Below are 18,425 nucleotides of genomic sequence, written 5' to 3' on the forward strand. Positions count from 1 at the left end.
TATGAAGGCCCGCGATATCCGCGCGAAATCTTTACGCGGCCGTTACGAGTTTGCAGGTGCGTCGGCATCGTCCTCAATCGGGAGATGGAACTCGTGCCAGATGCCGTTGAGGATGCCGAAGCCGACGGCGAGTCCGAGGCCGAGGACCCAGGTGAAATACCACATGATCAGATATCCTTAGGGAACGCGGTCAGTAGAAATCGGGGTTGGTCGCGACCTCCTGCGTCGTCACTCGGCCGAACATCACCTTGTACGCCCAGGCGGTGTAGGCGACGACGATCGGCAACAGCACGACGGTGACGAACAGCATGATACCGAGCGTCTTGGCGCTCGACGACGCATTCCAGACCGTGAGACTCGAGTGCGGGTCGATGCTCGACGGCAGGATGAATGGGAACATCGACAGCCCTACGGTCGCGATGATGCCGAGCGCCGACGCCGAGGATCCGGCGAAAGCGGCGCCTTCCGATCCGCGCCTGATCCCGAAGAGGGCGAGTGCCGCGCCACCGAACCCGAGTGCGGGGGCGATCATCATCCACGGATACAGGCTGTAATTGGCGAGCCAGCCGCCGCGCGCGAGTTCGCTGGTGGTGCGCAAGGGATTGGATGGCCCCGAGGGATCGATCGCGCCGACAATGCGGTAGCCGATGTCGCCATAGGCCACGAACGCCCAGCCGATCGCGAACAGCGCAAGCGACGCGAGGCCGGCTACCGTGCCGAACTTGCGCGCGCGATCGTGCACCGGGCCGCGCTCTATCTTGATCGCCAGCCACGCGCTGCCGTGCAGCACCAGCATCGCGACCGATAGCAATCCGCACAGCAGCGTGAACGGCGTGAACAGCCCGAGGAAGCTGCCGTCGAAGAACGCGCGGAGGTCGCTATCGAGGCGGAAGGGCGCGCCCGACAGGACATTGCCGACCGCCACGCCGAACACGAGCGCGGGGACGAACCCGCCGACGAACAGCGCCCAGTCCCAGCGCGAGCGCCATGCCGCATCGGGGCGCTTCGAGCGGTATTTGAACCCGACCGGTCGCAGGATCAGCGCCGCGAGGACGAGGAACATCGCGAGGTAGAAGCCCGAGAAGCTGATCGCATAGACGAACGGCCACGCCGCGAAGATCGCGCCGCCCGCGAGAATGAACCACACCTGGTTGCCCTCCCACGTCGGGCCGATCGAATTGATCACCATCCGCCGCTCGGCATCGGTGCGCCCCACGAACGGGAGCAGCGCCGCGACGCCGAGATCGAAGCCGTCGGTCAGCGCGAAACCGATCAGCAGGATTCCCATCAGCGCCCACCAGATCAGACGCAGCGTTTCATAATCGAACATCGTCGTGTCTCCTGTCAGGCGGCCAGGGGGAGAATGGGAGGCGTGGTGGGAACGAGGCCGACGACGGGCTTCGGATCCTCGTCATGCTCGAACGGCCCTTTTCGGATCGTCGCGAGGATCAGCCGCACCTCGATTACCGCGAGCGTGCCGTAGATCGCGGTGAAGCCGATGATCGTCGTCCACAGCACCCCGCGGGTCAGCGACGATGCGGCCAAGAACGTCGGGAGGACGCCCTCGATCGCCCAAGGCTGGCGACCGATCTCGGCAAGCATCCAGCCCAGCTCGATCGCGATCCACGGCAGCGGGATTGCGATAACCGCGAGCTTGAGGAACCAGCGTGTCTGCGTGTGCAGCCTGAGCGAGGTCAGGACGAACGCGGCACCGAACAGCGCGATCATGAAGAAGCCGATGAACGCCATGATCCGGAAGCTCCAGAACATCAGCGGGACGTTCGGCACGACGTCCCATGCGGTCGCGGCGATCAGCTGTGGGCTTGCCATGCGCGGATCGGCGACGTGGCGCTTCAAGAGCAAAGCATAGCCTAGGTCACGCTTGTGCGCCTCGAACCGGGCACGCTGCGCGACGTCGGTGCGGTCGATCTTGAGATGCTCGACCGCGTCATAGGCGATGACGCCCGAGGTAATCCGCTCCTGCGCCTTCAGCACCAGTTCGGACATCCCCGTAACCTCCTTGTCGAGGCTGCGCGTCGCGATCAGGCCGAGTACCCAGGGCACCTGCACCTCGTACCGCGTCTCGTGCGCGGCGACGTCGGGCAAGCCGAACAGCGTCAGTCCGGCGGGGGCGGGGGCGGTGTGCCACGCGGCCTCGATCGCGGCGAGCTTCATCTTCTGGTTGTCGGTGAGCGCATAGCCGCTCTCGTCGCCGAGCACGACGACCGACAGCGACCCGGCGAGACCGAATGCTGCGGCAACCGTCATGGAGCGGCGCGCGACCGCGATGTAGCGGCCCTTGAGCAGCCAGAAGGCCGAGATGCCAAGCACCACGACGGAGGCGCAGACATAGCCCGCGCTGACGGTATGGACGAATTTCGCCTGCGCGATCGGGTTGAACAGCACCGCGCCGAAATCGCTGACCTCCATCCGCATCGTGTCGGTGTTGAACTCGGCGCCGGTCGGGTTCTGCATCCAGCCGTTCGCGACCAGGATCCACAGCGCCGACAAGTTGGTGCCGAGCGCGACCATGCATGTGACCGTGAGGTGGCCGAGCTTCGACAGGCGTTCCCAGCCGAAGAACATCAGCCCGACGAACGTCGCCTCGAGGAAGAACGCCATCAGTCCCTCGATCGCGAGCGGCGCGCCGAAGATGTCGCCGACATAATGCGAGAAATACGACCAGTTGGTGCCGAACTGGAATTCCATCGTCAGCCCGGTGGCGACGCCCAGCACGAAGTTGATCGCGAAAATTCGGCCCCAGAACCGGGTGATGACGCGCCAGATCGGCCGGTTCGTCATCACGTACACGGCTTCCATGATGACCAGCATCATCGACAGCCCGAGCGTCAGCGGCACGAACAGGAAATGGTACAAGGCGGTCAGCGCGAATTGCAGCCGCGATAGGTCGATGACCCCAAGGTCCATAATTATGCTCCCCACACGACCGTCGACGGCCGTGTCTGGAAGCCGGGCTAGGCGCGGGTGACGGCGCGAACATTGACCGCGGTCAAAGACGCGCATGGGCGCTCCCCCGATGGCAATGGGCATGAATAGTATTGCCAATGGCCGCACGCGGTCTTCACGCGCCTATCTAAAGGAGGTCGTGGCCGACGGCGGCGGGGTTCGGCTTTCGACGAGCTTGCTGTTGCTCGATACGGTTGCGGCGATCGGTTTCGCGGCCGGGCTGGCCGGCGGAGTGGTCGCAGTTCCGCAGGGTATCGAGGCGATGTTGCCCTGGGTTATGCTCGCCGGCGTATCGGCGATCGCGCGCGGTGCGTCCGCGATGCTGGCGGCTCACGTCGGCGCGAGCGGGGCGTACCGGGCGAAGACGCGGTTGCGACCGCGGATCATAGACGCGGCGCTCCACCGTGTACCCGGATCGAACGCCACGACGGGCACGCTGATGAGTGCGGCGGTGGACGAGGTCGATGCGATCGACGGTTATGTCGCGCGCTTCCTTCCCGCGCGGATGGCGGCGTCGGCCGCGCCGCTGATCGTGCTTGCCGCTACCGCCATTGCCAGCCCGATCGCCGCGGCGATCCTTGTCGCGACGTTCTTTCCGTTTCTGGCGGCGATGATCCTCGCCGGCGGCGCGGCGGCGGATGCATCGCGCCGTCAGTTCGTCGCGCTGGCTCGGTTGTCGGGACTGTTCGCGGACCGGATCGGGGCGTTGCCGATCGTGCTGGCCTTTCGCGCGGAGGCGCGCGAGGCCGCTGCGCTCGGCGATGCTTCGGAGGACCTTGCAAGGCGCACGATGCGCGTGCTGCGCGTCGCGTTCCTGTCGTCGGGCGCGCTGGAGTTCTTCGCCGCGCTGTCGGTTGCGCTGGTCGCGGTATATGCCGGGTTCAACCTGCTGGGCCTGTTGCCGTTTCCAGTGCCCGAAAAACTCGATCTTGGTCGCGCGTTCTTCGTGCTGGCGCTGGCCCCGGAGTTCTACGCGCCGATGCGGCGGCTGGCGGCGGCGTATCACGATCGGCAAGCTGCGGAGACGGCGGCCGAGCGGTTGGCGGACGTCGAGCAGGCCAAGGCCGTGCCTCCGCCGGTCGTGCCCGTATGGTCCCGCGCGGCGCCGACGATACGCTTCGAGTCCGTCGCGATCCGCTATGACGGCCAGGACCGCGCGGCGGTGTCTCGCGTCTCGTTCGAGGCGCAACCGGGTATGATCGTCGCATTGGTGGGACCCTCGGGGAGCGGCAAGAGCAGCGTGTTGCATCTGCTGCTCGGTCTGGCGCCCTTGTCCGAGGGACGTGTCACGATCGGCACTTCTTCCCCCCTCCCTGAAAGGGAGGGGCCGGGGGTGGGTCGGCTTCCACATTATCCAACGGTGGTGACCAAAGCTGGCCTACCCACCCCCAACCCCTCCCTTTCAGGGAGGGGGGAAGACGTGGTGCTCGACCTTATCGAGATCGGCAGCATCGCGCCGATCGCCGCGTGGATGGGGCAGTCGCCGCTGATCCTGCCGGGGACGATCGGCTCGAACATAGCACTCGCCGACCCGACCGCATCGGCCGAGCGGATCGCCGAAGTCGCGCGTAACGCCGGTTTGTCACCTATGCTGCTAGCACGCGGAGGGTTGGGCGCGGTGATCGATGCGCGTGGCAGCGAGTTGTCGGGGGGAGAACGGCGCCGGATCGCGCTTGCCCGCGCACTGTTGAAGCCGGCGCCCGTGCTGTTGCTCGACGAGCCTACCGCGCATCTCGACGCTGCTTCCGAAGTGCAGCTCATTGCAGCAATCGCGCGGGCCTGTGTCGGGCGCACCACGATCATCGCGACGCACAGCGCACGGCTGGCCGCGATCGCCGACGTCGTCATCGACTTGGGAGAGCGGGCATGACCGCGTTCGACACGCTGATCGCCGGGGAGCGTCGCCGGCAACGCCGTGGCCTGTGGCGCGCGAGCGGCTATGCGGCGGTCGTCGCGATAGCCTCGATCGTGCTGCTCGGGCTGTCCGGCTGGTTCATCACCGCTGCCGCGCTAGCCGGCCTTGCCGGGACGGTCGCCGCGCAGGGCTTCAACTACATGCTGCCGAGCGCGGGCATCCGCCTGCTCGCGATCCTTCGCACCGCCGGACGCTATGGCGAGCGGCTCGCCAGCCACGACGCGGCGTTCGGCGCGCTCGCCCGCATTCGTCCCGCACTGTTCCTCGGTCTCGCGCGGGGCCCCGCAGACCACGCGCTGGCGCTGACCCAGGGTGAGGCGACTGCCCGCATCGTCCAGGATGTGAACGTCGTCGAGGCGCAATTCGTCCGGCTCTCTGCGGTGCCCGGCATGATCGCGGCGCTCGCGAGTGGCTTGCTCTTGTGTGTCTTGGGCGGGTGGCGGCCGGTGGTGGCGCTATTGCTGTGCCTGGCCGGCTTGTTGGTGGTCGCGGCCTTCCTTGCCCGACGCCTCGAAGCACCCGGGCACAAGGTGCAGCGGGCGAACGGAGCGTTGAAGGACGCGTTTGCCAGTGTTGCGGACGCCGCCGCAGAACTTCGCTGCTATGGCGTCGAGGCCCAGGCTATGGCTGCGGTCGACGCATGCAGCGAGCGTCTCGCGGACGCGCAACGCGCGCAGGCTGGCGTGGCAGGCTGGTTCGAGTTCGTCCAGGCGGTCGCTCTGGGTGTGGCGGGACTAGCGGCTCTGATCCTGGCTGCACCAGAGGGCGCACCGATCGCAGCCATGTGTGCGTTGGCGGCGGTGATGACGATCGACGGGGCGGGGCCGGTCTTGCGCAGCCTCGCGCAACGGAGCGCGGTGCGCGAGGCTGTAGCGCGACTGAACGACCTGCTGCCCGGCGTCGTCGAAGAGGGCGAAACGGCCGCGAGCGGAACCGGTCCGTCGGTCGCGCTGCTCGGCACGCGCCTGCCAGTCGGCACGCGCGTTGCGCTGATCGGCGCGTCGGGGACGGGCAAGACAACGCTCGTGGAAAGCCTGCTCGGCTTGCGAACGATCGAACCCGGTACGGCCTTCATCGACGGCAGGGACATCGCCGACGTTCCGCTCGCCGTCCGTCGCGCGACGTTCGGGTGGGCTCCCCAGGACGCCGCGCTGTTGGCCGGCACGATCCGCGACACCCTCGCGCTCGGCGACCCGCTGGCCGACGATGCGGTCATGTGGGCGGCGCTCGCCGACGTCGCACTGGCCGACATGGTCGAGGCGCTGCCCGACGGCCTCGATAGCTGGATCGGCGAACACGGCGTGCGTCTCTCGGGCGGGGAGCGGCGCCGGCTGGCACTCGCGCGGGCCTATCTCGCCCCCGCGCCGTGGCTGTTGCTCGACGAACCGACCGAGGGGCTCGATGCCGCTACCGAGCGGCGGGTCGCCGAACGCCTGTCCGCCCGGCTGGCCAGGACAGGGCAGGGGCTGGTGATGGTCAGCCACCGTCCGGCGCTGGTCGCGCTCTGCGATCGGCAACTCGCGGTCGCGCCGGCGTCGGATGCGATCGTCGCGCTACCCACGGATACCGCGCCGCGACCGCGTCGGTATAGCCGAGATTGAAGACCGTCGGACTCTTCGCCAGCCGCTCGACCCGGCGATAGAGTGTACCGAACACACGATCCCAGGCGAAGTTCGTGATCCCGAAATTGCCCGTCTCGTCGTGAAAATGATGCTCCATGTGACGCGCCTTCATGACCGCCAGCCATTTGACCCGTGGCTTGTACGAGAGATGCTGGATGCAGTGGAAGAACTCGTAAATGCAGGTGCACAGCAGCCCGGTCGCGAACCCCGCCGCCGCGCCGCCGATCCCGCCGATCAGCCAGCCCGGTACCGCGGCGACCAGCAGCAGCGTCGGCACCGTGGTGTAGAGCTCGCCGAACAGCACCTCCAGATGATTGGGATCGCGGTGATGATCGTAATGGATCCGCTTCCACACGCCCGCCAGCAACGGCGTCTTGAACATCCAGTGCGAGTGCAACACCCAGCGGTGCAGCGCGTACCAGATCAGCGGATAGGCGAGCACGACCAGCGCGATCGTCGCGACGGTCGGCACCGCCTCCCCCGGACGCCACGCGAAGACGCCGACCGCCGTCGCGACCAGCGCCAGATAGGCGAGGATGGCGTGATGCTGGAGATATGCGATCACCAACTCGCGCAACGTCATGCGGTCGAGGTGATGCGAGCGACGCCAGAACGGGTCCGCTCGCTCCGGCATGCCGCTTGTCACAGCCGGATGCCGAGCCCGACGCCGAACACCAGGGGATCGAGACTTATCGCGACACGCTGCGTGCCGATTGCCGTCGTCCGCAGCCGCGCCGTCGTGTCGATGTCGATGTATTTGACGTCGAGGTTCAGGAACACTTTCGGCGTGATGTCGATATCGACGCCGGCCTGCGCCGCCCAGCCGAAGCTGTCCTTCATGCGAACGCCGGTCGATCCGACTGCTGCGACGAGCCCATCCGATGCCTTCTCGTTCCAGAAGATCGTGTAGTTCAGCCCCGCACCCACATAGGGGCGGATCTTACCCGTCGGGTTCAGATGATATTGCGCGGTCAGCGTAGGCGGCAATACCCAGGTCGAGGCGAGCTTGCCGATCGAGCCGGTCGTGCCGGTCCGGCCATCGGCGTGGTGCTTGGTGGTCGATGCGATCAGCTCGAAACCGATGTGATCGGTCGCCATGTAGGTGATGTCGACCTCGGGCATGACGCTGTTGTCGACGCTGAGCCGTTCGCCGGGAAAGGCGGGCAGGATGCTGCCGGACTTTTCGTTCGGTGCGACCAGAATCGTGCGGACGCGGATCAAGACGTCGCCGGCGGCGATGCCTTGGCGGGTTGCAGGGTCTGTCTGCGCAACAGCGGGGGCCGCTACGGCCATACCCGCAATTGCCGCACCGATGGCGAAATTCTTGATCGACGATGTCATGATCCGGCTCCTGTAATCCAATGCGGCCGGGCTACGCGCGCGGCTCGGCACGGGCGTTGATCGCGGACAAGGAGCGGGTTGATCGCGGTCAAAGACGTCGTGCAGGCCGCCGACGATTGCGCGGCCGTGTGGACCTATCGTCCAGCGATGCTCAATCTTCGGCCCAGCGCCTCAGCAGGTTCGACTGGGTCTTTGCCAGCAGGTCCAACTCGGGGGTCTTGCCGAGGCGTTCGAACAGGGCATGTCGCGCGGTTTCGAGATCGAACAACAGCTCGCGGGCGTCGGCATCGCGGATCAGGCTGCGAACCCAGGTGACCGCGGCCAGCCGTTCGCCGGAAACGACCGGGGCGACGCGGTGCAGCGCTGTCGTCGGATAGACCACGGCATCGCCTGCCGCCAGCTTCACGTCCTGTTCGCCCGCCGCGGATTCAATGACCAGCTCGCCGCCTTCGTACGTGTCGGGCTCGGACAGGAAGATCGTGACCGAAACGTCGGTCCGCATCCCGCCCATGATCGCGTCGTCGACATGGCTGCCATAGGCCATGCCGGGCTCGTAACGGCTGAACAGCGGGGGGCGCACCACGTGCGGCCGCGTCGCCATCCGGAACAGCGGGTTCGCCAGCAGCCGGTCGATCACGAGGTCCTGCATCTCGGCGAGCAGCGGGTCGCTGCGGTCGACCTGTTCGTTGCGCTTGACCGGCCGCGCCTCGCGACCGGCGGTCCGGCGCCCGTCGACATAGCGGGTCTTGCCGAGATTATCTCGCAGCGATTGGAGATTGTCGGCATCCAGAACGTTGGCAACCATAATCAGCATAGGGAGTCTCGTGGCATCGGCATGTGGTTGGATGCGCGCCCTATCAGTTCGATCCCGGGCGACCAACGCCTTGGCCAGTAAGGAAATACCATGCGTACGAAATTGTGGATGGGCGTCGGTGCCTTCGTAGTCGCGCAATCGGGCCAGGCGATGCTGACCGAAGCTGCGGCCAAGCCGCTCGCCTCGTCGGTCGACCAGGTCGGCGAAGGCGGTGAGAACGAGCGCGGCGAGGGCGAGGGTGAAGGCGAAGGTCGTCAGGTGGTCCGCTCGTCCAAGTCGCGGCATGTCGTCCGCAACCCCCGCCGCGCCCGCGCCGCGCAACAGCATGCCGGCCAGCGTGGCGAAGGCGAGTACGAGGGTGGCGAAAACGAACGTGGCGAAGGCGGCGAAGGTGAAGGCGAGGGCGAACGCTGATCCAAGGACATAGACGAGGATGAGCCGGTCCGGGATCACGCGCACGGTCATGGCGATCGCGCTGGTGCTTTGCGCAGGCGTGGTCTTTGCGATCATCGCCTACCGGCCGGCGATCGCGGTCGTGACGCGGCCCGATCCCAGGCTGTTCGACACCGCGCTGGTCGCGCGCGGGGCCAGTCTGGCTCGTTTGGGGAATTGCGTCAGTTGCCACCAGTCGGCGGCGGGGCGTCCTTATGCGGGCGGGTACCCGGTCAAGACGCCGTTCGGGACGGTCTACGGCAGCAACATCACACCCGATCCTGCAACCGGGATCGGGGAATGGTCACCGGCTGCTTTCAACCGTGCGATGCGCGAGGGTGTGGGGCGCGACGGCAGTCATCTGTATCCAGCCTTTCCGTACACCCATTATGCGAACGTTACGGACAACGACCTGGCCGCGCTGTACGCGTTCCTGATGACCCGGCCGGCTGTGCGTGCGGTACCGCCGGCCAATACGATGATCCCGCCGCTCGGGTTTCGCCCCCTGCTGGCCGGTTGGAAGCTGCTGTTCTTCCGACCGCAGCCGATCGCTTCCGATCCTCGCCAGTCGGCCGAATGGAATCGGGGTCGCTACATCGGCGAGACGTTGGCGCATTGCACCGCGTGCCACAGTCCGCGTGGCCTGCTGCAGCAGGAGAAGCGTGGTCCCGAGGCCTATGATGGCGGGTGGTCGGGTGGCTGGTATGCCCCCCCGATCAACGCGCGATCCCCGGCAGTTCGGGCATGGACCGTGGACCGGCTCGATGCGTATTTCCGTACCGGGCTCAGTACCGCACACGCCGCAGCCGCCGGACCGATGGGGCCGGTCACGTATAACTTGGCGCGTGCTGCGCCGGCGGATGTGCGTGCGCTCGCAACCTATTACGCGTGGCAAATGCGCGACGCGCCGGCCGCGCGCGTCGAGCCGCCGCTTCCCGATCGTCGGGCATCGGCATCGCAGCGGCATCCGGTTGGTGCGCGTCTGTACGACGGTGCCTGCGCGGTGTGTCACGAGCCGGGTGCGGCGATGATGATTGCGGGGCGTCCGGCCTTGCCGCTCGGCACGCCGCTGCACGAGGACAACCCCCGCGACACGATCCAGATCATCCTGAAGGGGCTGCGTCCGCCCGTTTCGGCGCGCGGGCCCTATATGCCGGCCTATGCCGATGCGCTGGACGACCGTCAGGTGGCGGAGATCGTGGCATATCTGCAGGCGCGGCACGGCACTGGCCCTGCTTGGAAAGACCTTGAAAAAGACGTCGCCAAGGCGCGCAAGGAGGGTGAATGATCGACTTGACCGTCAACGGGGCGGCGGCGCGTGTCGATGTCGATCCCGCTACCCCGCTGCTCTACGTCCTTCGCGACGATCTTCATCTCCATGCTGCAAAGTTCGGATGCGGCCTGGGGCAGTGTGGAGCGTGCACCGTGCTGGTCGATGATCGGCCGGTATTCTCGTGCCTGGTGCCCGTCGGTGCGATCGGGACGCGCAAGGTTACCACGGTCGAGGGGCTGGGGACTGCCGCCAGACCCGGCGACGTCCAGCGTGCCTTCCTCCACGAGCAGGCGGCGCAATGCGGCTATTGCATCCCCGGGATGATCGCCCGTGCGGAAGCGCTGCTGCGCAAGACGACCACGCCGACCGAAGACGAGATGCGGACGGCGATGGCGCCATCGCTTTGTCGGTGTGGCACGCACATGCGGATTTTGCGCGCGGTTCGGCGCGCGGCAGTGATGCGCGGCGGCGGGGTGGTCGATGCCGCGGAACCGGTGACATGAGCGGGCAGGCGTCACGTCGCGATGTGCTGGGCGGGCTGCTGGTTGCATTCTCGCTCGCACCGGCTACCGCGCTGGCACAGACCGGCGGCGGCGAAGGCAGTGGCGGACCCCCGACGGTCGCGCCCGATCTGCCTGGAACATTGGCCAAGTTTCCCGATCTCGATGCGTGGATCCGTATCGCACCGGACGGTCGCGTGACGGTGTTCACCGGCAAGGTCGAGCTCGGGACCGGCGTAAAGACCGCGATGGCGCAATTGGCTGCCGACGAACTCGACGTGGCGATCGAACGCGTTGATCTGATTACTGCCGATACCAGGCTGACGCCCAACGAGGGCGTGACTGCGGGTAGCCAGACGCTCGAACAAAGCGGCACCGCGATCGCCAACGGCGCTGCCAACGTCCGGCTGTTGCTCGCCGAGACCGCAGCGGCGCAGTGGGGCGTGACCGCGACGACGTTGTTCACCCGTGACGGCGCCGTGCTGGACGGGAAGGGACGGCGCGCGACCTATGCCGAGCTTGCCGCATCGACATCGCTCGCGGTGCGTGCGCGCGCCGACGTGCCGCGAAAGCGTCAGGAGGCACGACGACTGATCGGGCGGTCGGTGCCGCGCGTTGACCTGCCCGCAAAGCTGACTGGCTTGCCGAGCTATGTGCAGGACATGACGCTGCCCGGCATGGTGCATGCGCGCGTGTTGCGCGGCCCCTCGTCCGGCACGCGACTGACGCCCGACCTTGCAGCGCTGCGCCGGCAATCGGGCGTTAGCAAAATCATTAAGGTCGGCCAGTTCGCCGCGATCGTCGGACCGCGGGAATGGCCGCTCGAGCAGGCGCTTCGGATTGCAAATCGCGGCCGCTGGGCGCGCGATGCTGCGGTGCCGGCGCTGTCCCCGATGCCGGCGGGACTGTTGACCATGCGCCGTGAAAGCCAGGTGATCGACACGCGTCGCGACGATCCCGCGGCGCTCGGCATCCGGCGGCTGTCGGCGCGCTACGACCGCCCTTATCTGATGCACGGCGCGATAGGACCATCCTGTGCCGTGGCGCTTTTCAAGGAGGGCCGACTGACGGTCTGGACGCATAGCCAGGGCGTCGAACCGCTGCGCCAGGCGATCGCCGAACTGCTCGCGATGCCGGCCGACCGCGTCCGGTGCGTCCACCGCGAAGGAGCAGGGTGCTACGGGCATAACGGCGCGGACGATGTCGCTGGCGATGTCGCGCTGATCGCGCGCGCGATGCCCGGCGTGCCGGTCCGGCTGCAATGGAGCCGGGAACAGGAACATGGCTGGGAACCGCTTGGCCCGGCTATGCTTGCGCAGGTCGACGCGGCACTGGACGCGTCGGGGCGGATCGTCGATTGGCGGCATCAGGTGTGGAGCAACACGCACAGCACCCGCCCTACGGCGGCAGGCGACCTGCTCGCTGGCGCCGAGATGGTGCCGCCCTTTACGCCGACGCCACCCAAACCGATCCCGCAGCCGAATGGCGGCGGCGACCGTAACGCTATTCCGCTCTATCGCTTTCCCAACCAGACCATCGTCAGCCACTTCCTGTCTGACATGCCGGTGCGCGTCTCGGCCTTGCGGGGGCTCGGCGCGCACCTCAACATCTTCGCGCTCGAAAGCTTCATGGACGAACTGGCGGCCGCAGCGGGGCGTGATCCGGTCGCGTTCCGGCTGGCGCACCTCGACGATCCGCGTGCCGCAGCGGTGATCAGGCAGGCGGCAACACGGTTCGGTTGGGCAGGATACCGACCACAACCCAATCGTGGGCGAGGGTTCGCCTTTGCGCGCTACAAGAACCACGGCGCCTATTGCGCCGTCGCGCTCGACGTCGAGCGTATCCCCGACGAGGGCAGGCTGATCGTCCACCGTGCGGTCGCTGCCGTGGACAGCGGCGAGGCGGTCAACCCGGACGGCATCCGCAACCAGGTTGAAGGCGGGATCGTCCAGTCGCTGAGTTGGACCGCGTTCGAGGCGGCGGGGCATGACGGTGCGCGCCGGACCGATTACGACTGGAGCACCTATCCCATACTCCGGTTCGACGATGCACCGCGCCGCGTGACGGTCGACGTCATCGACCGTCCGGGCACGCCGTTTCTGGGGACGGGCGAGTGCGCCCAAGGTCCGACCGCAGCCGCGCTGGCAAATGCCCTCGCCTCGGCGACGGGGGTACGACCGAGGAGTATGCCGTTGATAGGCCAGATGTCCTTGCAGGTGTAACCGCCACGGTCGACCGCGTGGCATTCCTTTGCTAAACGGTGACATGGATTATGACAAAAGCGTTAGATTGATAGTGACTCGCAAAAGCGATTGATCTAGGGCTCCCTCATCAACGGGGGTTCAGTATGAGTTTGACGAATGTGTTACTGGCTAGCGCGGCATTGGTCGGGTCGCCTTCGACTGTAGCGGAAAGCCCCAAGGTCGAAGCATCCGATACCTCGAACAACGCTCAGAGATCCGACGAGATCATGGTCCTCGGCAAGAGCTACGGTCGCGAGGTCGGCAAGACCGTGACGCCACTCAAGGACACGCCGAACACCATCACCGTGATCGATCGCGAGCAGATCGAGGCGCAGAATTTGTTCACGCTGGAGGACGCGCTGACCGCGACCAACGGCATCACCGTCAACGGCGTCGGCAGCGAGGACCCGTCCTTCTTCTCGCGCGGGTTCGCGATCTCGAATTACCTGATCGACGGCGTCCCCAGCTTCGCGTTCAATTTCCCATCCGCCGTGCCGGACCTGTTCTTCTACGATCGGCTGGAAGTGCTCCGTGGCCCTGCTGGGCTGTTCAGCGGTTCCGGTAACCCGGCCGGCAGCATCAACATGGTGCGCAAACGACCCCTCGACGCGTTCAGGATGCAGGCGAGCGCGGGTGCCGGCAGCTATGACAATATGCGGTTCGAACTCGACGTCTCGACGCCGATCGGGACCAAGGCTGGGCTTCGCGTCGGCGCGATGGCGCAGGACCAGGACCAGTTCTTCGATACCGCGCACCGCAACCGCATCGGCGGGTTCGCAGTCGGTTCGCTGGAGATCGGCGATCGCACGACGTTGACGGTCGGCGGCTATTACGATCGCTTCCGTCCAGCGGTGCAGTCGGGCCTGCCCGGTATCGTCGGCGGCCTGGACGGCAGCGACGGGCAGTTGCTCGACGTCAAGCGATCGACCTATCTCGGCGCCGACTGGAACCGGTTCAACGCCGAAACCTGGACCGGGTTTGCCGAACTGACGCACAAGGTCAGCGATCGGTGGACGTTGCGCGCGACCGGCTTGTTCACCGATGTCGATCGCGTCGACATCTACAGCTATATCGGCAGCCAGCCGGTCACGGCGACCAACGGTTCGACCAGCCACATCGCCTATCGCGGCGACAGCAAGCAACAGACGCGTTCGTTCGACTACAACGGCATCGGCAGCTTCCCGCTGTTCGGACGCGACCAGACGCTGATCCTCGGCACCGATTACCAGGCAAGTTCGGGGACGTCGTACAACACGCGATTGTCCAACTATGCGCGGATCGACGTGTATAATCCGGTGTCACCGTTCGAACCGCCGCTGAACCCGTACGGTGCCTCGCCCTATTACCCGGTGCAGGGCAGCGGTGCGACATGCCCCAACACCAGCACCGCGATCACTCCGGCGCCGGCGAATTGCGTACTTCAGGCCTATGGCGGTACCTCCACCGACATCGAGCAATACGGCATCTACGGGCAGATGCGGCTGAGCCCGCTCGCCGGCCTGACGCTGGTCGGCGGCGGCCGCGTGACGTGGTGGGATACCACGACGAGCACACTCCTGACGCCGAGCGGTGTCCTGCCGCCGTCGACGCGCTACGGGGTCGACAACCGCTTCACGCCCTATGCCGGGATCGTCTGGGACGTGACGCCGCAACTCAACCTCTATGCGAGCTATGCCGACAGCTTCACGCCGCAGGCAGCACCGGTCGGGCGGGCACGTCCTGACGGGCAGCAGATCGAGCCCCTGATCGGTGCACAATATGAGGCGGGAACCAAGCTCTCCTTGATGAACGATCGCCTGCTCCTGTCGGCGGCGGCGTACCAGATCACGCAGACCAACCGGCTGTTCAACGATCCCGACATCGCGACCGTCGTGCTGCAGACCGGCAAGGTCCGCTCGCGCGGTATCGAGGCCGAGGCGACCGGCGAGATCCTGCCGGGCTGGCGGATCAACGGCGGTTACACTTACACGAAGACCAAATATCTGGAGGACCAGAACGTCGCGTTCGAAGGATTGTCGCTGGTGCCGATCGTGCCGAAGCACATGATCAAGGCGTTCACCAACTATGCGCCGGTCGACGGGCCGCTAGCGGGCGCAAGCCTCGGTGGCAGCGTGACATGGTTCAGTTCGACCTTCGGCGGCAATGCAGCGGTGTTCAACACCGACGGCACGTTGCGTACGCGCTCCACGATCGTGCGCCAGCCGAGCTATGCGGTGCTCGATCTGCGCGCGGGCTACAAGTTCAGCGAGCGGCTGGGTGTCTCGGTCAACGTGGCCAACGTGCTCGACAAGAGCTATTATGCCCGCATCGCCGCCACCGGTCGCGGCAATTATTATGGCAGCCCGCGCACCGCGTTCGCGACGCTTCGGTACAGCTTCGAATGACGGCTGGCGACGCGCATGCCCGCGCGCGCTGGGCGCGTCGTGGCGACATCGCGCTACGCGTCGTCGCGGCGGTGCCGCTCGGCTATGCGACGGCGAGCCTGTGGGCGATGGCGATCGCGCGGCTGCTGCCCGGCGATCGTGCCGAGGCGAGCGTCACCGCCGCGCTGATCGCGCTCGCGTTGTGCGCGGTCGCGGCGATGTGGGCGTTCGCGGCGCGTAGCGGCTGGCGGGCGATCTGGACGCTGGTCGTCGCATCTTGTGTCGCCGCGGCGATCGCGTGGGTGTCGATCGACGCGACGGGGCGGTTATGAGCAAGGGCTTTCGACAGTCGCAGGCTTTCCTGCACACCTGGTCCGGGCTGCTGCTCGGCTGGATCCTGTTCCTTGTGTTCGTCGCGGGCACGATCGCGTTCTATCGCGAGGGTCTCAACCGCTGGATGCGGCCGGAGATCGCACGCGTCGAACAGCCGATGCGCGTGCTGGCGGGGTCGCAGGCGTTTCTCGCGAGGAAAGCGCCCGACGCGAAAAGCTGGATCATCCCGGTGGCGACCGAACGATCGCCCGGTGCGCAAGTCTTCTGGGTACCGCAGCCGAAGCCCGGTGAAGAGCGGGGACGGGGCGGGCGGCGCGGGCGGCGCGACACCCAAGCGCTGATCGGCGCCGACGGACAGGTCGCCCAAGCGCGCGAGACGCGGGGCGGGGAGTTCTTCTACCGGTTCCATTTCGACCTCCATTACATGCCGGTGATCTGGGCGCGGTGGCTGGTCGGGTTCGCGACCATGATGATGCTGGTCGCGATCGTCAGTGGGATCGTCACGCACAAGAAGATCTTCAAGGATTTCTTCGCGTTACGGCGCGCCAAGGGGCAGCGATCGTGGCTCGACGGGCATAATGCGACCGCGGTGCTGGCGCTGCCGTTCCACCTGATGATCACCTATACGGGACTCGTTACGCTGATGGCGTTGCTGATGCCGTGGGCGGTCGTCGCCAATTATACCGACGAGCGCACCGTGTTCGCCACGCTGTTCCCGACCGCTGCGGTGGTCGAGCGGACTGGCCGTGCCGCGCCGCTGATCGACTTGCGGCGGATCGCGGCCGATGCCGAACGCCGGCTCGGCGCGCCTGCCAGCTTCATCGAAGTCAGCGATCCCGGCGACGCCGCCGCGCGCGTGTCGGTCAGCCAGAGCGCCAATTCGATGCTGTCGTCGCGGACGCCGCGGTTGACCTATGACGGCGTGACGGGGCGCCTGGTCTGGCGCTCGCCGCCACCGGGCGCCGCTGCCGAGACCGCGGGAGCGATGATCGGCCTGCATGCCGGACGGTTCGCAGGCGACGGTGGCCGCTGGCTGTATTTCCTGTGCGGGATCGCCGGGACGCTGATGGTCGCGAGTGGCCTCGTGCTCTGGACCGTCAAGCGCCGCGAACGCCTGCCCGATCCGACCCGGCCGCATATCGGATTTCGCCTGGTCGAGTGGCTCAACGTCGCCGTGATCGGCGGCTTCCCGCTCGGGATCGCGTGCTTCTTCTGGGCTAACCGCCTGCTCCCCGTAACGATGCGCGCGCGGGCCGACTGGGAGATGCATACGCTGTTCATCGCCTGGGCGGTGGCCGCGCTGATGGCGTTCGTCGTCAAGCCGGCAAGAGCCTGGTGGTTGCTGTTCGCGGCGACCGGCGTGCTGCTGGTCGCGCTGCCGATATACGATGTCGTCGCGACCGATCGCGGATTGTTCGCTTCGCTGGCGATCAGCGACCTGATGATCGCGGGCATCGACGCGACGATCATGGTGTTCGGGCTCGCCTTCCTGCTGCTCGCCCGCCGCGTCTCGCGCCATCACCCTGCTGCGAAGCGCGCTCGCAACCCCAGGGCCGTTACCACCGCCAAGGTTCTGGAGCCCGCCGAATGAGCGTCCTGTCGCTCCTGCTCGCAACCGCGGCGTTCGTGCTGCTCGGCCTCGCCACCGACGCGCATCATCGCCGCCGGTTCGGCGCGTGTCCTCAGAGACGGCGCAGGACGTTCCGGACCGGTGGCTGGCTCGCGCTGATTGCCAGCGTGGTCCCTGCAATGCTCGCCCGAGGGTGGATCTTCGGGCCGATCCTGTGGGTGGGCTCGATCATGGCGGGGGCCGGGATCGCCTTCCTGGCCCTCAACTTCATCCCCGCACGCGACGCGCGGCGTTAGAAAGGACTCGATTATGCGTTTCCCCCTGATCGCAGCATTCATTTTTTGCCTCCCCTCGACTGCATCCGCGCACGAGATCTGGATCGAACGCGATGGCACCGGCCCCGCGCGCATTTATCTAGGCGAGCCGGGCGAGCCGATGCCCGCCGGCGGCGATCCCGAATTCGCCAAGCTGAAGGCGCCGCGGATACTTGCGCAGCCAAACGCGGTCCTGACCCGGCGCGCAGGGTTCCTCGAAGCGAAAGTGCCGGCCGGCGACGTGCGGGCCTCGGACGATTCGGTGTTCGCACCTTGGGGCCAGGACGGGAAGAAGGAAGGCGTGGTCTATTACGCGCGTGCCGGCCGCGCCGAGCCGCTGGCCAAACTGCCGTTCGAACTCGCCCCGGTCACGGCGAACGCTTCGCGCTTCATACTGACGCGCGACGGCAAGCCGGTGGTAGGCGCAACCGTCGCGCTATATGCGCCCGACCGTTCGAAGACCGACCTGACGACCGATGCTGCCGGGGTGCTCGATACGGGCGCCGCCAAGCCGGGACGCTATCTTCTCGTCGCCAGCAAGAAGGAGGACGGTCCGGTCTCGCTGCCGGGCGGCGTTGCACAGACCGTGTACCGGATCACGACGACCTCGTACGTCGCACGCTGACACGCTGTTTTAAAGCGTGAGGCCGTAGAACTTTGATCGACTGTGGGTGCCGACATCGGCGCCGGCTTAGCGAGCGTGTAAGTATAGATTGGCTAAGATGGTTCTCCGTTGAG

Annotated in this window: 16 protein-coding genes and 1 pseudogene; 11 read left to right on the forward strand and 6 right to left on the reverse strand. The window is 66.7% G+C overall.

Annotated elements, in window-relative coordinates:
* Positions 1–42: 42 nt before the first annotated feature.
* From cydX to U1708_RS03405, 3 genes are read right to left on the reverse strand one after another with little or no spacing between them, the layout of a single operon-like run.
* The gene (cydX, locus tag U1708_RS03395; protein ID WP_082470763.1) at positions 43–165 is read right to left on the reverse strand and encodes a cytochrome bd-I oxidase subunit CydX; all 123 of its coding nucleotides are present in this window, start codon (positions 163–165) and stop codon (positions 43–45) included.
* A gap of 25 nt (positions 166–190) precedes the next feature.
* Positions 191–1,330 carry a cytochrome d ubiquinol oxidase subunit II gene (cydB, locus tag U1708_RS03400; RefSeq protein ID WP_332742760.1) on the reverse strand — a complete coding sequence of 380 codons (1,140 nt, stop codon included), beginning with the start codon at positions 1,328–1,330 and terminating at the stop codon, positions 191–193.
* Positions 1,331–1,344: 14 nt separating this feature from the next.
* Positions 1,345–2,928 carry a cytochrome ubiquinol oxidase subunit I gene (locus tag U1708_RS03405; RefSeq protein WP_332742762.1) on the reverse strand — a complete coding sequence of 528 codons (1,584 nt, stop codon included), beginning with the start codon at positions 2,926–2,928 and terminating at the stop codon, positions 1,345–1,347.
* 121 nt (positions 2,929–3,049) lie between these two features.
* Here U1708_RS03405 and U1708_RS03410 point away from each other — a divergent pair, with 121 nt between their 5' ends.
* Positions 3,050–4,837, forward strand: coding sequence for an ABC transporter ATP-binding protein/permease (locus U1708_RS03410; RefSeq protein WP_332742764.1), 1,788 nt, complete (start codon positions 3,050–3,052; stop codon positions 4,835–4,837).
* Between the two features lie 848 nt (positions 4,838–5,685).
* A pseudogene (locus U1708_RS03415) lies at positions 5,686–6,261 on the forward strand (ATP-binding cassette domain-containing protein); the annotation flags it as partial.
* Positions 6,262–6,358: 97 nt separating this feature from the next.
* Here U1708_RS03415 and U1708_RS03420 read toward each other — a convergent pair.
* From U1708_RS03420 to U1708_RS03430, 3 genes are all read right to left on the reverse strand, one after another.
* The gene (locus U1708_RS03420) at positions 6,359–7,138 is read right to left on the reverse strand and encodes a sterol desaturase family protein (protein WP_332742766.1); all 780 of its coding nucleotides are present in this window, start codon (positions 7,136–7,138) and stop codon (positions 6,359–6,361) included.
* Positions 7,139–7,146: 8 nt separating this feature from the next.
* Positions 7,147–7,845, reverse strand: coding sequence for an OmpW/AlkL family protein (locus tag U1708_RS03425; protein WP_332742768.1), 699 nt, complete (start codon positions 7,843–7,845; stop codon positions 7,147–7,149).
* Between the two features lie 151 nt (positions 7,846–7,996).
* The gene (locus tag U1708_RS03430) at positions 7,997–8,659 is read right to left on the reverse strand and encodes a Fe2+-dependent dioxygenase (protein ID WP_332742770.1); all 663 of its coding nucleotides are present in this window, start codon (positions 8,657–8,659) and stop codon (positions 7,997–7,999) included.
* 90 nt (positions 8,660–8,749) lie between these two features.
* Here U1708_RS03430 and U1708_RS03435 point away from each other — a divergent pair, with 90 nt between their 5' ends.
* The 9 genes from U1708_RS03435 to U1708_RS03475 all read left to right on the forward strand — a co-directional run bounded on the left by U1708_RS03435 (position 8,750) and on the right by U1708_RS03475 (position 18,312).
* Positions 8,750–9,073, forward strand: a complete 324-nt coding sequence (locus U1708_RS03435; protein WP_332742772.1) for a hypothetical protein — start codon at positions 8,750–8,752, stop codon at positions 9,071–9,073.
* Between the two features lie 19 nt (positions 9,074–9,092).
* Positions 9,093–10,379, forward strand: coding sequence for a c-type cytochrome (locus tag U1708_RS03440; RefSeq protein ID WP_332742774.1), 1,287 nt, complete (start codon positions 9,093–9,095; stop codon positions 10,377–10,379).
* Positions 10,376–10,867 carry a (2Fe-2S)-binding protein gene (locus U1708_RS03445; RefSeq protein WP_332742776.1) on the forward strand — a complete coding sequence of 164 codons (492 nt, stop codon included), beginning with the start codon at positions 10,376–10,378 and terminating at the stop codon, positions 10,865–10,867. The genes U1708_RS03440 and U1708_RS03445 overlap by 4 nt, the downstream gene beginning before the upstream one ends.
* The gene (locus U1708_RS03450) at positions 10,864–13,086 is read left to right on the forward strand and encodes a molybdopterin cofactor-binding domain-containing protein (protein ID WP_332742778.1); all 2,223 of its coding nucleotides are present in this window, start codon (positions 10,864–10,866) and stop codon (positions 13,084–13,086) included. The genes U1708_RS03445 and U1708_RS03450 overlap by 4 nt, the downstream gene beginning before the upstream one ends.
* A 125-nt stretch (positions 13,087–13,211) precedes the next feature.
* On the forward strand, positions 13,212–15,491 hold the full coding sequence (locus U1708_RS03455) for a TonB-dependent siderophore receptor (RefSeq protein WP_332742780.1): 2,280 nt from the start codon (positions 13,212–13,214) through the stop codon (positions 15,489–15,491).
* Positions 15,488–15,802, forward strand: coding sequence for a hypothetical protein (locus tag U1708_RS03460; RefSeq protein WP_332742783.1), 315 nt, complete (start codon positions 15,488–15,490; stop codon positions 15,800–15,802). Before U1708_RS03455 ends, U1708_RS03460 begins: the two co-directional genes overlap by 4 nt.
* A complete protein-coding gene (locus tag U1708_RS03465) occupies positions 15,799–17,394 on the forward strand; it encodes a PepSY-associated TM helix domain-containing protein (RefSeq protein WP_332742785.1) in 1,596 nt (531 codons plus the stop codon). Before U1708_RS03460 ends, U1708_RS03465 begins: the two co-directional genes overlap by 4 nt.
* Entirely contained in the window at positions 17,391–17,669 is a 279-nt protein-coding gene (locus tag U1708_RS03470; RefSeq protein WP_332742787.1) for a DUF3325 family protein, read from the forward strand. Before U1708_RS03465 ends, U1708_RS03470 begins: the two co-directional genes overlap by 4 nt.
* A 13-nt stretch (positions 17,670–17,682) precedes the next feature.
* On the forward strand, positions 17,683–18,312 hold the full coding sequence (locus U1708_RS03475; RefSeq protein WP_332742789.1) for a DUF4198 domain-containing protein: 630 nt from the start codon (positions 17,683–17,685) through the stop codon (positions 18,310–18,312).
* The last annotated feature ends 113 nt before the right edge of the window (positions 18,313–18,425 follow it).

It is taken from the genome of Sphingomonas arabinosi, from assembly GCF_036663715.1.
GTDB lineage: Bacteria > Pseudomonadota > Alphaproteobacteria > Sphingomonadales > Sphingomonadaceae > Sphingomonas.

What these genes read in the sequence shown, in the direction of transcription:
- U1708_RS03465 (WP_332742785.1), top strand. Translation starts at nt 15,799, where the DNA reads ATGAGCAAGGGCTTTCGACAGTCGCAGGCTTTCCTGCACACCTGGTCC.
- U1708_RS03460 (WP_332742783.1), top strand. Translation starts at nt 15,488, where the DNA reads ATGACGGCTGGCGACGCGCATGCCCGCGCGCGCTGGGCGCGTCGTGGC.
- U1708_RS03450 (WP_332742778.1), top strand. Translation starts at nt 10,864, where the DNA reads ATGAGCGGGCAGGCGTCACGTCGCGATGTGCTGGGCGGGCTGCTGGTT.
- U1708_RS03435 (WP_332742772.1), top strand. Translation starts at nt 8,750, where the DNA reads ATGCGTACGAAATTGTGGATGGGCGTCGGTGCCTTCGTAGTCGCGCAA.
- U1708_RS03440 (WP_332742774.1), top strand. Translation starts at nt 9,093, where the DNA reads ATGAGCCGGTCCGGGATCACGCGCACGGTCATGGCGATCGCGCTGGTG.
- U1708_RS03470 (WP_332742787.1), top strand. Translation starts at nt 17,391, where the DNA reads ATGAGCGTCCTGTCGCTCCTGCTCGCAACCGCGGCGTTCGTGCTGCTC.
- U1708_RS03425 (WP_332742768.1), bottom strand. Translation starts at nt 7,845, where the DNA reads ATGACATCGTCGATCAAGAATTTCGCCATCGGTGCGGCAATTGCGGGT.
- U1708_RS03405 (WP_332742762.1), bottom strand. Translation starts at nt 2,928, where the DNA reads ATGGACCTTGGGGTCATCGACCTATCGCGGCTGCAATTCGCGCTGACC.
- U1708_RS03410 (WP_332742764.1), top strand. Translation starts at nt 3,050, where the DNA reads ATGAATAGTATTGCCAATGGCCGCACGCGGTCTTCACGCGCCTATCTA.
- U1708_RS03475 (WP_332742789.1), top strand. Translation starts at nt 17,683, where the DNA reads ATGCGTTTCCCCCTGATCGCAGCATTCATTTTTTGCCTCCCCTCGACT.
- cydB (WP_332742760.1), bottom strand. Translation starts at nt 1,330, where the DNA reads ATGTTCGATTATGAAACGCTGCGTCTGATCTGGTGGGCGCTGATGGGA.
- U1708_RS03455 (WP_332742780.1), top strand. Translation starts at nt 13,212, where the DNA reads ATGAGTTTGACGAATGTGTTACTGGCTAGCGCGGCATTGGTCGGGTCG.
- U1708_RS03445 (WP_332742776.1), top strand. Translation starts at nt 10,376, where the DNA reads ATGATCGACTTGACCGTCAACGGGGCGGCGGCGCGTGTCGATGTCGAT.
- U1708_RS03430 (WP_332742770.1), bottom strand. Translation starts at nt 8,659, where the DNA reads ATGCTGATTATGGTTGCCAACGTTCTGGATGCCGACAATCTCCAATCG.
- cydX (WP_082470763.1), bottom strand. Translation starts at nt 165, where the DNA reads ATGTGGTATTTCACCTGGGTCCTCGGCCTCGGACTCGCCGTCGGCTTC.
- U1708_RS03420 (WP_332742766.1), bottom strand. Translation starts at nt 7,138, where the DNA reads ATGCCGGAGCGAGCGGACCCGTTCTGGCGTCGCTCGCATCACCTCGAC.